Below are 14,523 nucleotides of genomic sequence, written 5' to 3' on the forward strand. Positions count from 1 at the left end.
TTCTGCAGGCTAGTCGCAGAACCTGCAGGCCGCAACTGCCGGTTTTCCCGAGGCGAAATGGGGACTGGACGACATTTCCGAAAGCATGAGTTTGTCGATACAGCAAAGGCAGTGATAAGGTTTCACACCCCGCACATCAAATGGACTTGCCCGGCGGCGGGAACGGCATAGCCGGGCCTCATTTCTGAAGGTCTAGAGTCTCATGCGTCTTTCTATCCTGTTCTGCTCTGCTGCCCTGGCTCTCGCCAGCTCCTTCGCTCACGCCGCTGAAGATGCTCAGCTCAAATGCCAGCAGAAGCTTTCGGCCAATGCCGAGAAGATCGCTCAGGTCAAACAGCTGGCCGGTCTGCTGGGTAACCAGTCCGTCAACGACACCGTTGCTCAGGTCGACGGTAGCTGTGACCAGTTGGGTGCCAATGCCACCGCTTCCGCGCAGGCCGCGCCGCAAGCCCAGGGTGATTCGACTGCTGACGGTATTACCGCCGCTGCCGAAACCCTGAAAGGGCTGGGCTCGCTGTTCGGTAAGCAGCAATAAGAAAACCTGCCTTGCAGGTGTGAAAAAGCCTCCGTGGACATCGCGCCCACGGAGGCTTTTTTGTGCTCGTTGCCCGGCTCTCGCCGGGCATCTCGGGGCGTCAGAGGCCGGCAGCAGCGCGCAGCTCGGCGGCCTTGTCGGTCCTTTCCCAGGTGAAGCTGGTGAAGTTGTCGTCACCCACGGTCAATTGCTGCGGCTCGCGGCCAAAGTGGCCGTAAGCGGCGGTCGGCTGATACATCGGGTGCAGCAGGTCGAGCATCTTGGTGATGGCGTAAGGACGCAGGTCGAACACGTCACGCACCAGTTTGATGATGGTCTCGTCCGCCACCTTGTTGGTGCCGAAGGTATTGATCGAGATGGAGGTCGGCTGGGCTACGCCGATGGCGTAGGACACCTGGATCTCACAGCGCTCGGCCAGGCCGGCGGCAACGATGTTCTTGGCCACGTAGCGACCGGCATAAGCGGCGCTGCGGTCGACCTTGGAAGGATCCTTGCCGGAGAAGGCGCCACCACCGTGGCGGGCCATGCCGCCGTAGCTGTCGACGATGATCTTGCGGCCAGTCAGGCCGCAGTCGCCCACTGGCCCGCCGATCACGAAGTTACCGGTCGGGTTGATGTGAAACTGGGTGTCCTTGTGCAGTAGCTCGGCTGGCAGGGAGTGCTTGATGACCAGCTCCATCACCGCTTCACGCAGATCGCTCAGGCTGACATCCGGGTTGTGTTGGGTGGACAGCACCACTGCATCGATGCCGACTACCTTGCCGTTCTCGTAACGGCAGGTGACCTGGCTCTTGGCGTCCGGGCGCAGCCACGGCAGCAGGCCGGATTTGCGGGCCTCGGCCTGGCGCTCCACCAGAGCGTGGGAGAAGCGGATCGGCGCAGGCATCAGCACGTCGGTTTCGTTGCTGGCGTAACCGAACATCAGGCCCTGGTCGCCAGCACCCTGGTCTTCCGGCTTGGCGCGGTCAACGCCCTGATTGATGTCCGGGGACTGTTTGCCAATGATGTTCATCACGCCGCAGGTAGCGCCGTCGAAGCCGACGTCGGAGCTGGTGTAGCCGATGTTGCAGATCACGTCGCGAACGATCTGCTCCAGGTCGACCCAGGCGCTGGTGGTGACTTCGCCGGCGATGATCGCCACACCGGTCTTGACCAGCGTTTCGACGGCCACGCGGGCGTGTTTGTCCTGGGTGATGATGGCGTCGAGAACGGCATCGGAAATCTGGTCGGCGATCTTGTCCGGATGACCTTCGGACACGGACTCGGAGGTAAACAGGGAGTATTCGCTCATCTATCGGTTGTCCTGGCGAGTGAGGGCCTGTCGGCCACGTGCGTGAGTGGGGGAGTGCGCTGGAAGTGCCGCACCTGAATTTGAAAGCCATTGCGCAGGCCGACGTACAGGCTTTCGCCTGGGGTCAGTCCGGCGGAGACGGCCCAGTGGGCCAAGTCGTCCTGTTCGAAGCCTAGCCAGAGATCGCCGCAGGTATCGCGGGCCCAGCCCTGGTTGTGACTGCACAGTTCGGTGATCAGCAGGCTGCCGCCACTGTTGACCTGGCTGGCGAGTTTGCGCAGTGCCTGGGCCGGCGCAGCAAAATGATGCAACACCATGTTCAGTACCACGCAGTCGGCGCTGGGGTAATCGTCGAGCAAGGCGTCGGCCAACTGCAGCTGGACGTTGCCCAGACCGTCCTTCTCGCAGCGCTGGCGCGCCAGTTCGAGCATGGCCGGGCTGTTGTCCAGGGCGGTGACCTGTTCGAAGCGGCTCGCCAGCTCGGGCAGGAAACCACCATCGCCGGGGCCGATTTCCAGCGCGTGGGCGGTCGTGGCGAAATCCAGTGAGTCGAGCAGTGCCAGCACGCTGTCGCGGTATTGCGGCAGCCCGGCGATCAGATCCTGCTGGGCCTGGAAGCGTTCGGCGCTGCGCGCGAAGAAGTCCTGGCTGGCAGTGGCTCGCTGCTGATGCACCTGGGCGATGCGTTCGCGCACCTGTACCGGCAGGGTCAACCGGTCGACTTCCTGGAGGAGGGCGCCATGCAGTGTGCCGCCAACGGTTTCTGCGTGAGCCAGGGCGCGACGATAGAAGATCGCATTGCCTTCCCGGCGTGTCGCCACGAGCCCTGCCTGGGCCAGCACCTTGAGGTGATGGCTGATGCCCGACTGGCCGATCGCGAATATCTGCGCCAGTTCCAGCACGCCGAACGAATCATTGGCCAGGGCGCGCAGGACGTTCAGGCGCAGGGGATCGCCCGCGGCCTTGCACAGGGCGGAAAGAGCGTCGGCGGGCTCGAAATCGAGCTGGGAGGCACGCAGAGTCATAGGTTGCGCAGTCTAGTCGGTCATTTTTCGTGCAGCAAGGCCAATATCAAAAAGTTTTGATATTGGTGTCTGCCGAGGTTGTATTTGAATCGCTGCCGAACGGTCTTGATCAGGCCCCATTCGCCTGGCAGGACGGTTTTCTCCCGGAAATCCGCCGGAATCGTTCGACTAACGACCATCTGTGATTGCCCCGCGGGGGGTGGCTGGGCGAAAATGGCCGCCTTTTTCCGACCTAGCTGCCCCGGCAGCCACCCCGCAGGAGATTCAGCGATGCCCAGCCGTCGTGAGCGTGCCAATGCCATTCGTGCCCTGAGCATGGATGCCGTGCAAAAAGCCAACAGCGGCCACCCCGGTGCCCCGATGGGCATGGCGGATATCGCCGAAGTGCTGTGGCGTGACTACCTGAAACACAACCCGGCCAACCCGAAATTCGCCGACCGTGACCGCTTCGTGCTGTCCAACGGCCACGGCTCGATGCTGATCTATTCGCTGTTGCACCTGACCGGCTACGACCTGTCCATCGATGACCTGAAGAACTTCCGTCAATTGCACAGCCGCACGCCGGGTCACCCGGAATACGGTTATGCGCCGGGCGTCGAGACCACCACCGGTCCGCTCGGTCAGGGCATCGCCAATGCCGTGGGCTTCGCCCTGGCGGAAAAAATCATGGCGGCGCAGTTCAACCGCGACGGCCACAGCATCGTCGATCACTACACCTACGCTTTCCTGGGCGACGGTTGCATGATGGAAGGCATCAGCCACGAAGTCTGCTCGCTGGCCGGCACCCTGGGCCTGGGCAAGCTGATTGCTTTCTATGACGACAACGGCATCTCCATCGATGGCGAAGTGCACGGCTGGTTCACCGACGATACGCCGGCACGCTTCGAAGCCTACGGCTGGCAGGTGATCCGCAACGTCGACGGCCACGATGCCGACGAAATCAAGATGGCCATCGATACCGCGCGCAAGAGCGAGCAGCCGACCCTGATCTGCTGCAAGACCATCATCGGTTTCGGTTCGCCGAACAAGCAGGGCAAAGAGGAATCTCACGGCGCCGCGCTGGGTCATGACGAAATCGCTCTGACTCGCGCTGCCCTGAACTGGAACCACGCGCCGTTCGAAATCCCGGCCGACATCTATGCCGAGTGGGATGCCAAGGAAGCCGGTCTGGCCGCCGAAGCCGAGTGGGATCAGCGCTTCGCTGCCTATTCCGCTGTCTACCCGGAACTGGCCAACGAGTTCGTCCGCCGTATGGCCGGTGATCTGCCTGCCGATTTCTCCGCCAAGGCCAGCGAGTTCATCCGCGCCGTGGCCGAGAAGGGTGAAACCATCGCCAGCCGCAAGGCCAGCCAGAACTGCCTGAATGCCTTCGGCCCGCTGCTGCCGGAACTGCTCGGCGGCTCCGCCGACCTGGCCGGTTCCAACCTGACCCTGTGGAAGGGCTGCAAGCCGGTGGTCGCCGAGGATGCCTCGGGCAACTACATGTACTACGGCGTGCGCGAATTCGGCATGAGCGCGATCATGAACGGCGTCGCCCTGCATGGCGGCCTGGTGCCTTACGGCGCAACTTTCCTGATGTTCATGGAATACGCCCGCAATGCCGTGCGCATGTCCGCGCTGATGAAGCTGCGCGTGCTCTACGTGTTCACCCACGATTCCATCGGCCTGGGCGAAGACGGCCCGACTCACCAGCCGGTCGAGCAACTGACCAGCCTGCGCACCACGCCGAACCTGGATACCTGGCGCCCGGCGGATACCGTCGAAGCCGCGGTGGCCTGGAAGCATGCGGTCGAGCGCAAGGATGGCCCGAGCGCGCTGATCTTCTCGCGACAGAACCTGCCGCATAACCTGCGTGACCACGAAACCGAGAGCGCCATCAGCCGCGGCGGTTACGTGCTCAAGGACTGCGCCGGCGAGCCGGAGCTGATCCTGATCGCCACCGGTTCGGAAGTCGGCCTGGCCATCCAGGCTGCCGACAAGCTGAGCGAGCAGGGCCGCAAGGTACGTGTGGTGTCGATGCCCTCGACCAACGTCTTCGACCAGCAGGACGCCGGCTACAAGCAGTCGGTGCTGCCACTGCAGGTCACGTCGCGGATCGCCATCGAGGCGGCCCATGCGGACTTCTGGTACAAGTACGTCGGCCTCGAAGGTCGCGTCATCGGCATGGAAACCTACGGTGAGTCGGCCCCGGCCGGCGAGCTGTTCGAGCACTTCGGTTTCACCGTCGAGAACATCATCGGCACCGCCGAAGAACTGTTCGACGCTTAAGTGAGAACGACGCCGTAGGGTGGATCGGGGCGCGCAGCCGATGCGTTTTCATCCACCGTTACAGCGCCCGGTGGATCGATAAAGCGCGATCCACCCTACGGGTTCATCCGAGATCTCCGATGTCCTATCGCCCTTACCGCGTCGCTCTGAACGGATACGGCCGCATCGGTCGTTGCGTGTTGCGTGCCCTGCACGAACGTGCCGGCGAGGCGCGCCTGGAAATCGTCGCACTCAACGATCTGGCCGACCAGGCCAGCATCGAATACCTGACCCGCTTCGACTCCACCCACGGGCGTTTTCCCGGTGAGGTGAAGGTAGTTGGCGATTGCCTGCACATCAACGGCGAGCGCGTGCGTGTCTTACGCCAGCGCGAGCCGGAGGGTGTCGACTGGGCGGCGCTGGATATCGACCTGCTGCTCGAATGCTCGGGGCAATACACCACGCGCGAGCAGGCCGAGCGTTTTCTGCAGGCGGGCGCGCGGCGGGTATTGCTGTCGCAGCCGATGGCCAGCGAGAGCGATGTCGATGCCACCGTGGTTTACGGCGTCAACCAGCAGCGCCTGAGTGGCGCCGAACGCCTGGTGTCGAATGCGTCCTGCACCACCAACTGCGGGGTGCCGCTGCTCAAAGTGCTCAACGAGGCGATCGGGCTGGAGTACATCTCGATCACCACCATCCACTCGGCGATGAACGACCAACCGGTAATCGACGCCTATCACGACGAAGATCTGCGCCGTACGCGCTCGGCGTTTCAGTCGGTGATTCCGGTTTCCACGGGCCTGGCCCGAGGCATCGAACGGCTGCTTCCGGAACTTGCCGGGCGAATTCAGGCCAAAGCCATTCGGGTGCCGACGGTCAACGTGTCCTGCCTGGATATCACCTTGCAGACCGCCCGCGATACCAGTGCCGAAGAGATCAATCGGATCTTGCGTCAGGCCGCCGAACAGGGGCCGCTGCAAGGTCTGCTGGCGTACACCGAGTTACCGCACGCCAGTTGCGACTTCAATCATGATCCCCATTCGGCCATCGTCGACGGCAGTCAGACGCGGGTTTCCGGGCCGCGCCTGGTCAATCTGCTGGCCTGGTTCGATAACGAGTGGGGCTTCGCCAACCGTATGCTCGACATGGCCGTGCATTTTCTCGATGCCGCCGCTTCCCTTTCAACAGCCCCTGTTAAGGACTGACTCAATGACCGCAGCTTCCGTAAACATCACGAAAATGGCCGACCTCGACCTGCAAGGTAAACGCGTGCTGATCCGCGAAGACCTCAATGTGCCGGTCAAGGATGGCGTGGTGAAGAGCGATGCGCGCATCCTCGCGGCGCTGCCGACCATCAAACTGGCCCTGGAGAAGGGCGCCGCGGTGATGATCTGTTCGCACCTGGGACGTCCTACCGAGGGCGAATTCAGCGAAGAGAACAGCCTGGCGCCTGTGGCCGACTACCTGAGCAAGGCCCTGGGTCGTGAAGTGCCGCTGATCAAGGATTACCTGAATGGCGTCGAACTGAAAGCCGGTGATCTGGTGCTGTTCGAGAACGTACGCTTCAACAAGGGCGAAAAGAACAACGCCGACGAGCTGGCCCAGCAATACGCCGGCCTGTGCGACGTGTTCGTCATGGATGCCTTCGGTACCGCCCACCGCGCCGAGGGCTCGACCCATGGCGTGGCCAAGTTCGCCAGGGTCGCTGCCGCCGGCCCGCTGCTGGCTGCCGAACTGGATGCACTGGGCAAGGCCCTGGGCGCACCGGCTCAGCCGATGGCGGCGATCGTCGCCGGCTCCAAGGTATCGACCAAGCTGGACGTCCTGAACAGCCTGAGCAGCATCTGCGATCAACTGATCGTTGGCGGCGGCATTGCCAACACCTTCCTCGCCGCAGCCGGTTACCCGGTGGGCAAGTCGCTGTACGAAGCCGACCTGGTCGATACCGCCAAGGCCATCGCCGCCAAGGTCAGCGTGCCGCTGCCAGTGGATGTGGTGGTCGCCAAGGAGTTTTCCGAAGCCGCGACCGCTACCGTCAAGGCGGTGGCCGATGTGGCCGACGACGACATGATCCTCGACATCGGCCCACAGACCGCAGCGCAGTTCGCCGATCTGCTCAAGGCCTCGAAGACCATCCTGTGGAACGGCCCGGTCGGCGTATTCGAATTCGATCAGTTCGGTGAAGGCACCAAGGCCCTGGCCCTGGCCATCGCCGAAAGCCCGGCGTTCTCCATCGCCGGTGGTGGTGACACCCTGGCGGCCATCGACAAATACGATGTGGCTTCGCGCATTTCCTATATTTCCACCGGTGGCGGCGCTTTCCTCGAGTTCGTCGAAGGCAAGGTGCTGCCGGCAGTGGAAGTGCTGCAGCAACGCGCAGCCAAGTAAGGCAATTCGGCTAAACCTTGGCTGCTGCAGGCGGTCACTACCCTTGTATGGAAATCAGCCTGCAAGGAGTGACCGATGCGTAACGTAGCCGTGGTATTGACCTTATGTGCCGTCCTGGGTGGTTGTGCCGGTGGCGGATCGCCGCGTGATGAAGCGTGCAGAGTGTTGAGTCCGGCAGAAATCGATCTGCCGACCACGCGTGACGAGCCGCGCATCGAAGGACAGAGTACCGGTGATCCGACGCCGCCCGTGGGCGAGCAGAACTGCTAAGTGACAAGGAGAGTGCGATGAATCGTTATAAAGGCGCCGCCGCGTTGCTCGGTCTGTTCGTGCTCGCCGGTTGTGCCGGCAAGGACTACGCCGACAGTCAGGAGTGGAACCGCTGGGTGTGCGACAGTCAGGCCGAAGTGTTCTGGCGTTATGCCGACAGTACCCACGAGAAAGTCGATGTGCGTATGGGCGGCAGCGATATCGTTCATCGTTTGAGCCAGGAGCCTGCCGGTTCCGGCGTGTTGTACAGCGACGGTACGCTGTCCCTCCATACCAAGGGTGAGGAAGGCCTGATCTATCGTACCGCCAATGATGATTTGCTCGGGCGTGGCTGCAAGGCGCCCTGAAGGCAGTGACAAGCTGCAAGCCACAAGCTGCAAGTGGGGGTTGGATACGTCGGCTCTTTCTTGCGGCTTGAAGCTTGTAGCTTAGCGCTGTAGCAGTACTTGAATAGCGCCTGCCACTGCGGCAGGCTTGCACGATTAACGAGCCCTATCGGGAGATAGCAAAACATGGCACTTATCAGCATGCGCCAGATGCTCGACCACGCCGCCGAATTCGGCTACGGCGTGCCGGCTTTCAACGTCAACAACCTGGAGCAGATGCGCGCCATCATGGAAGCTGCCGACAAGACCGATTCGCCGGTCATCGTCCAGGCTTCCGCAGGTGCCCGCAAGTACGCCGGTGCGCCTTTCCTGCGTCATCTGATCCTCGCCGCCATCGAAGAATTCCCGCATATCCCGGTGTGCATGCACCAGGATCACGGCACCAGCCCGGACATCTGCCAGCGCTCGATCCAGCTGGGCTTCAGCTCGGTGATGATGGACGGCTCGCTGAAGGAAGACGGCAAGACGCCGTCCGACTACGACTACAACGTCCGCGTGACTCAGCAGACCGTGGCTTTCGCCCACGCCTGCGGCGTGTCGGTAGAAGGTGAGCTGGGCTGCCTGGGCAGCCTGGAAACCGGCCAGGCTGGTGAAGAAGACGGTGTCGGCGCCGAAGGCGTGCTGGATCACAGCCAACTGCTGACCGACCCGGAAGAAGCCGCCGACTTCGTCAAGAAGACCCAGGTCGACGCCCTGGCCATCGCCATCGGCACCAGCCACGGCGCCTACAAGTTCACCAAGCCACCAACCGGCGACGTGCTGTCGATCGAGCGCATCAAGGAAATCCACAAGCGCATCCCCAACACCCACCTGGTGATGCATGGTTCCAGCTCGGTGCCGCAGGATTGGCTGGCGATCATCAACGAGCACGGTGGCGAGATCAAGGAAACCTACGGCGTGCCGGTCGAGGAAATCGTCGAAGGCATCAAGTATGGCGTGCGCAAGGTCAACATCGACACCGACCTGCGCCTGGCCTCCACCGGTGCCATCCGCCGCTTCCTGGCCGAGCACCCGAGCGAGTTCGACCCGCGCAAGTACTTTGCCCATACCATCACCGCCATGCGTGATATCTGTATCGCTCGCTACGAAGCCTTCGGCACCGCCGGCAACGCCTCGAAGATCAAACCGATCTCCCTGGAAGGCATGTTCCAGCGCTACGCCAAGGGTGAGCTGGCCGCCAAGGTCAACTGATCGGTCATCGCGAGCATCGGTATAACGAAGCCGTTTACTCTTTGCAGGGTAAGCGGCTTTTTTGTGCCTGGATGTTCGCCAGGGGCAGACGACTGAAAGGTGAGAACGGCCATTCTTAGAATGGGTCGATCCGCGCAGGTGAAACCCATCAGCGATTGATGGGGTTCACCCATCCTGCTGTAGCGGTATTGCAAGCGGTGGGCTGAGGCGGATCGCCGCCTGGCCCACCCTTGTCTCTCGACTACAAGCTTCTCAAGAGGCGATAGTTCCCGACTGATCATCGGGGAGCCATGCGGGTCTTAGCGGCTCTGGCGCTGTTGCAACAGGAGATTGCTGAAGCCGTTAGCGGCCAGGGCTTTCTGCGACCGGGCCAACTGTTCGCGGTTGGCGAACGGGCCGACCAGCACGCGGTGCCAGGTTTCGTCGCGCACCGTGCCGGACTCCACGCGTACGTTCTGGCCGAGCAGGGTGATTTGCGCACGCACGCTCTCGGCGTCGTCCTTGCGGCGGAACGAGCCGGCCTGCAGGAAGAACTGCGTGCTCAGCGGCGCCTGCACGGCGGGAGGCGCCGTCGCCACTGGCGGGGCTGGCGGTGGTGTTTCGCCATTCAGTGCAGCCAGGGCGCGGGCGGCGTCGATCTTCGCCGCTTCCTCGGGTGTTACGGCAGGCGGTGTCCGCGTGGGGGGCGGCGGTACGGCGTCCGGCGGCACGATGACTTCCGACTCCGGCAGCAGCGTGTAGAAGTCGTACTTGGGCTTGCCCGGCTCCTGGCTGGTGGCCGACGGCGTCGGTTTGGGCGAGGTGCTGGCGCGCTCCGGCTGGGGCTTGTCACGCTTGATTGCATCGCTGCCTGGCTGCAGGTTGAACAGCAGCATGGCGAACACGCCAACCACCAGCCCGCAGGCCAGCCAGATCCAGCCCGGTACCGGGCGTTTGCTCGGGGCCTTGTAACGGCTGGCACCGCGTTTGGGTGCGGGCTTCTTGCGGGTTGCCACTTACATGCGCTCCAGAGTTTCCAGGCCGAGCAGTTGCAGGCCTTGCTTGAGGGTACGACCGGTCAGTGCGGCGAGGCGCAGGCGGCTCTGGCGAGTGGCCTCGTCCTCGGCGCTCAGTACCGGGCAATGCTCGTAAAAACTGGAGAACAGCCCGGCGACGTCATACAGGTAGGCACACAGCAGGTGCGGCGTGCCCTTGTCGGCGACGTTGGTCAGCACTTCTCCGAACTGTGCCAGTTTGCCGGCCAGTTCGATTTCCTGGGGCGCTTGAAGTTCGATGCGGCCATCGACTTGTTCGAAGCCTTTGCCCAGCTTGCGGAAGATGCTCGCTACCCGGGTGTAGGCGTAGAGCAGGTATGGTGCGGTATTGCCCTCGAAGCTGAGCATCAACTCGAAGTTGAAGCTGTAGTCGCTGGTACGGTGCTTGGACAGGTCGGCGTACTTCACCGCACCGATGCCCACGGCGCGGGCGATCTGGCGCAGCTCGTCTTCGCCCAGTTCGGCGTTCTTCGCCTTGACCAGCTCGTAGGCGCGCGCCTCGGCCTCGTCGAGCAGATCGATGAGCTTTACCGTACCGCCGTCGCGGGTCTTGAACGGGCGGCCATCGGCGCCGTTCATGGTGCCGAAGCCCATGTGTTCGAGCTGCATGCCGTCGTGCACGAAGCCGGCGCGGCGCGCCACTTCGAAGGCCATCTGGAAATGCAGGGCCTGGCGCTGATCGACGAAGTACAGGGCGCGGTCGGCCTTGAGCACCTGGCTGCGGTAACGCATGGCGGCCAGGTCGGTGGTCGAGTAGAGGTAGCCGCCGCCGGCCTTCTGCACGATCACCGGCAGCGGGTTGCCTTCGGCGTTCTTGTAGTCGTCGAGGAAGACGCACTGGGCGCCATTGTCCTCGGTCAGCAGGCCTTTCTCGCGCAGTGCCTCGATCACGCCTGGCAGCTCGGCGTTGTAGGCGCTTTCGCCCTTGACGTCGGCCGGGGTCAGTTTGACGCCCAGGCGGTCGTAGGCCTTCTGGCAATGGCTCAGGGAAATGCTGTTGAAACGGTGCCACAGGCGCATGCATTCCGGCTCGCCAGCTTGCAGCTGGACGACCAGGGCGCGGGCGCGTTCGGCGAATTCGGCGGAGTCATCGAAGCGCTTCTTGGCGGCGCGATAGAAGCCTTCGAGGTCGGCCAGCTCGCTTTCCGCAGCAGCCGGGTTTTCCTCCATGAAGGCCAGCAGCATGCCGAACTGGGTGCCCCAGTCGCCGACGTGGTTCTGGCGGATCACTTCGTCGCCGAGGAACTCCAGCACTCGCGCCACGGCATCGCCGATGATGGTCGAGCGCAGGTGGCCGACGTGCATTTCCTTGGCCAGGTTCGGCGAGGACAGATCGACGACCACGCGCTCGGCGGCACCGCTCTTGCGCACGCCAAGGTGATCGTCGGCCAGCGCGGCTTCCAGGCGCTCGGCCAGGGAGTCGTTGTTCTGGAAGAAGTTGAGGAAACCCGGGCCGGCGATCTCGACCTTGGTGATCTGCGTATCGGCGGGCAGGGCATCGATCAGCTTCTGCGCCAGGTCGCGCGGCTTCATCGCCGCCGGTTTGGCCAGCATCATGGCGATGTTGCTGGCGAAGTCGCCGTGGGTCTTGTCCCTGGTGTTCTCCACCTGGATCGTCGGGCTCAGGCCTTCGGGCAGCACGCCTTCGGCGGTCAGGCGGGTCAGGGCTTGCTGGATCAGGTGGCGAATACTGTCTTTCATGGTCTGCTCATTCGGCCGCGAGATGCGGCGCCGCTCGAAAGCGTGGGTTGAAAACCCCGCATTATCGACGGGGCAAGGGCGCCGCTTCAAGCCATAACGGCTGCGGGGTGTTTCGGCAGCGAGCGCTGCTGCTCAGAATAGATCGATCGGATCGACATCCAGCGACCAGCGCACGGCACGCCCACTGGGCAGACTCTCCAGCACCAGCAGCCAGTGGGCGAGCAGTTTGTGCAGGGGCGCGCGGGCGTTGCCTTGCAGCAGCAGCTGGGCGCGGTAGCGGCCGGCGCGTCGCTCCATGGGGGCTGGCACTGGGCCGAGCAACTCGATTCCTGTCAGGTTCAACTCGCCCAGCAATTGTTCGGCCTCGTTGCAGGCTTCATCGAGGAAGCCTTCGGCCTGGCCGGGCTTGTGCGCTTCGGCGCGCAGCAGAGCCAGGTGGCAGAACGGCGGCAGACCGGCGGCACGACGTTCGCTGAGGGCCTGGTCGGCGAAGGCGAAGTAGCCCTGCTCGGTCAGTTGCACCAGCAGCGGGTGGTCGGCCAGGTGGCTCTGGATGATCACCTTGCCCGGCTCCTCCGCACGCCCGGCACGACCAGCCACCTGGACGATCAACTGAGCCATGCGCTCGCTGGCGCGGAAGTCCGCCGAAAACAGGCCGCCGTCGGCGTCGAGGATGGCCACCAGGGTCACCCGTGGGAAGTGGTGACCCTTGGCGAGCATCTGGGTGCCGACCAGGATGCACGGCTCACCACGCTGCACGGTGTTGAACAGGGTGGTCATGGCTTCCTTGCGCGAGGTGCTGTCGCGATCTACCCGTAGCACCGGTACCTCGGGGAAGAGGATCTCCAGGCGTTCTTCGGCCCTCTCGGTGCCGGCTCCGACCGGGCGCAGGTCGACGTTGTTGCAGCTCGGGCAGTTGCTTGGCTGGCGTTCGGCATGGCCGCAATGGTGGCAGCGCAGCTCGCGGCTGCGCTGATGCACGGTCATGCGCGCGTCGCAACGTGGGCATTGCGACAGCCAGCCGCATTCGTGGCACAGCAGGGTCGGTGCGAAGCCGCGGCGATTGAGAAACACCAGTACCTGCTGGCCGGCGGCCAGGGTCTGGGCGATGGCCTGCTGCAGCGGCGGCGACATGCCGGCGTCGAGCGGACGACTCTTGATGTCCAGGCGCAGGAAGCGTGGCGGATGGGCACCACCGGCACGCTGATTCATGCGCAGCAGGGCGTAGCGGCCGCTGTGGGCGTTGTGCAGGCTCTCCAGCGAGGGAGTGGCCGAGCCGAGAACGATCGGTACGTTCTCCTGATGGGCGCGCACCACGGCCAGGTCGCGGGCGTGGTAGCGCAGGCCTTCCTGCTGTTTATAGGACGCGTCGTGTTCTTCGTCGATGATGATCAGGCCCGGCCGCTTCATCGGCGTGAACAGTGCCGAGCGTGTGCCGATGATGATGTCGGCCTCGCCATCGCGAGCGGCCAGCCAGGCGTCCAGGCGCTCGCGGTCGTTGACCGCCGAGTGCAGCAGGGCGATACGCGCGTTGAAGCGGCGCTCGAAGCGCGCCAGGGTCTGCGGGCCCAGGTTGATCTCGGGAATCAGCACCAGCGCCTGCTTGCCGGCCTCCAGGGTTTCGCGGATCAGTTGCAGGTAGACCTCGGTCTTGCCGCTGCCGGTGACACCAGCGAGAAGAAACGCATTGAAGCTGTCGAAGCCGGCGCGTACCGCCTCGGCCGCGGCGCGCTGCTCGGCGTTGAGGGGCAGCTCGGGCTGGGCCAGCCAGTTGGCGTGGCGCTCGGGGCTGCTCAGGCGGCGGACTTCGACGCGTACCAGGCCTTTCTCCTGCAGCAGTTGCAGGCTGTCGCGGTTGATCTGCAACTGGCTGAGCAACTGATGGGCGACGCCGTGGGGATGTTGGGCGATGGTCTTCAGCGCATCGCGCTGACGGGGCGCGCGAGCCAGACGTGGGTCATCCAGGTGGGCGTCCTTGGCGATCAGCCAGAAACGCTCCTGGCGCGCCTCGGCCGGCTCGCCCTGGCGCAGTAGCACTGGCAATGCCCAACTGAGGGTGTCGCCGAGGCTGTGCTGGTAATACTGCGCCGTCCACTGGCACAGGCGCAGCAGTGCTGGCGGCATGGGCGCCTGCAGGTCGAGCAGTTGCAGGGCGGGCTTGAGTTTGTCGGCCGGTACCTCGCTGTGCTCGCTGACTTCCACCAGAATGCCGATCATCTCGCGACGGCCGAACGGTACGCGCAGCCGCGCGCCAGGACGCAGGTCACGAGTCGACACGCCAGGCGGGGCGAGGTAGTCGAACAGGCGGCGCAGCGGCGAGGGCAGGGCGAGTCGCAGGATGGCGTCGGGCACGCGGAGGGCTCCAGGCAGGCGAGGCGCGATATTAGCATGCCCCCTGGCGACGACCGGCAGAGCCTGTGGCTTGCATCGCAGGTTTGCTCTGGTATGATCCGCG

The 14,523-nt window shown here is 63.8% G+C and carries 12 protein-coding genes; 7 read left to right on the top strand and 5 right to left on the bottom strand.

Annotated features, from left to right (window positions below; translation table 11 throughout):
- The first annotated feature begins 202 nt into the window (after positions 1 to 202).
- The gene (locus DNK10_RS09295; protein WP_131191336.1) at positions 203 to 535 is read left to right on the top strand and encodes a hypothetical protein; all 333 of its coding nucleotides are present in this window, start codon (positions 203 to 205) and stop codon (positions 533 to 535) included.
- Between the two features lie 100 nt (positions 536 to 635).
- Here the strand turns inward: DNK10_RS09295 and metK are convergent, their stop codons facing one another.
- Together metK and DNK10_RS09305 are read right to left on the bottom strand one after the other, a co-directional pair.
- Positions 636 to 1,826, bottom strand: a complete 1,191-nt coding sequence (metK, locus tag DNK10_RS09300; RefSeq protein ID WP_131191337.1) for a methionine adenosyltransferase — start codon at positions 1,824 to 1,826, stop codon at positions 636 to 638.
- Positions 1,823 to 2,851 carry an ArsR/SmtB family transcription factor gene (locus DNK10_RS09305; RefSeq protein ID WP_131191338.1) on the bottom strand — a complete coding sequence of 343 codons (1,029 nt, stop codon included), beginning with the start codon at positions 2,849 to 2,851 and terminating at the stop codon, positions 1,823 to 1,825. Before DNK10_RS09305 ends, metK begins: the two co-directional genes overlap by 4 nt.
- 270 nt (positions 2,852 to 3,121) lie before the next feature.
- On the opposite strand from DNK10_RS09305, the gene tkt reads away from it, so the two are divergent.
- From tkt to fba, 6 genes are all read left to right on the top strand, one after another.
- Positions 3,122 to 5,119 carry a transketolase gene (tkt, locus tag DNK10_RS09310; protein ID WP_131191339.1) on the top strand — a complete coding sequence of 666 codons (1,998 nt, stop codon included), beginning with the start codon at positions 3,122 to 3,124 and terminating at the stop codon, positions 5,117 to 5,119.
- Between the two features lie 119 nt (positions 5,120 to 5,238).
- The gene (gene epd, locus DNK10_RS09315) at positions 5,239 to 6,303 is read left to right on the top strand and encodes an erythrose-4-phosphate dehydrogenase (protein ID WP_131180051.1); all 1,065 of its coding nucleotides are present in this window, start codon (positions 5,239 to 5,241) and stop codon (positions 6,301 to 6,303) included.
- A 4-nt stretch (positions 6,304 to 6,307) separates the two neighbouring features.
- Positions 6,308 to 7,486 carry a phosphoglycerate kinase gene (locus tag DNK10_RS09320; RefSeq protein WP_131191340.1) on the top strand — a complete coding sequence of 393 codons (1,179 nt, stop codon included), beginning with the start codon at positions 6,308 to 6,310 and terminating at the stop codon, positions 7,484 to 7,486.
- A 75-nt stretch (positions 7,487 to 7,561) separates the two neighbouring features.
- Positions 7,562 to 7,756, top strand: coding sequence for a hypothetical protein (locus tag DNK10_RS09325; protein WP_131180053.1), 195 nt, complete (start codon positions 7,562 to 7,564; stop codon positions 7,754 to 7,756).
- Positions 7,757 to 7,773: 17 nt separating this feature from the next.
- A complete protein-coding gene (locus DNK10_RS09330; protein WP_131191341.1) occupies positions 7,774 to 8,103 on the top strand; it encodes an MliC family protein in 330 nt (109 codons plus the stop codon).
- Positions 8,104 to 8,268: 165 nt separating this feature from the next.
- Positions 8,269 to 9,333: a class II fructose-bisphosphate aldolase gene (gene fba, locus DNK10_RS09335; RefSeq protein WP_131191342.1), complete on the top strand. Its 1,065-nt coding sequence runs from the start codon at positions 8,269 to 8,271 to the stop codon at positions 9,331 to 9,333.
- 299 nt (positions 9,334 to 9,632) lie between these two features.
- On the opposite strand, the gene DNK10_RS09340 is transcribed toward fba, so the two are convergent.
- The 3 genes from DNK10_RS09340 to DNK10_RS09350 form a co-directional block, all read right to left on the bottom strand.
- Positions 9,633 to 10,328: an SPOR domain-containing protein gene (locus DNK10_RS09340; protein WP_131180056.1), complete on the bottom strand. Its 696-nt coding sequence runs from the start codon at positions 10,326 to 10,328 to the stop codon at positions 9,633 to 9,635.
- On the bottom strand, positions 10,329 to 12,068 hold the full coding sequence (gene argS, locus DNK10_RS09345; RefSeq protein WP_131191343.1) for an arginine--tRNA ligase: 1,740 nt from the start codon (positions 12,066 to 12,068) through the stop codon (positions 10,329 to 10,331). It abuts the gene before it with no gap.
- Between the two features lie 132 nt (positions 12,069 to 12,200).
- On the bottom strand, positions 12,201 to 14,420 hold the full coding sequence (locus DNK10_RS09350) for a primosomal protein N' (RefSeq protein ID WP_131191344.1): 2,220 nt from the start codon (positions 14,418 to 14,420) through the stop codon (positions 12,201 to 12,203).
- Positions 14,421 to 14,523: the final 103 nt, after the last annotated feature.

This window comes from Phytopseudomonas daroniae (genome assembly GCF_004327275.1).
In the GTDB taxonomy this organism is placed as follows: Bacteria; Pseudomonadota; Gammaproteobacteria; order Pseudomonadales; family Pseudomonadaceae; genus Aquipseudomonas; species Aquipseudomonas daroniae.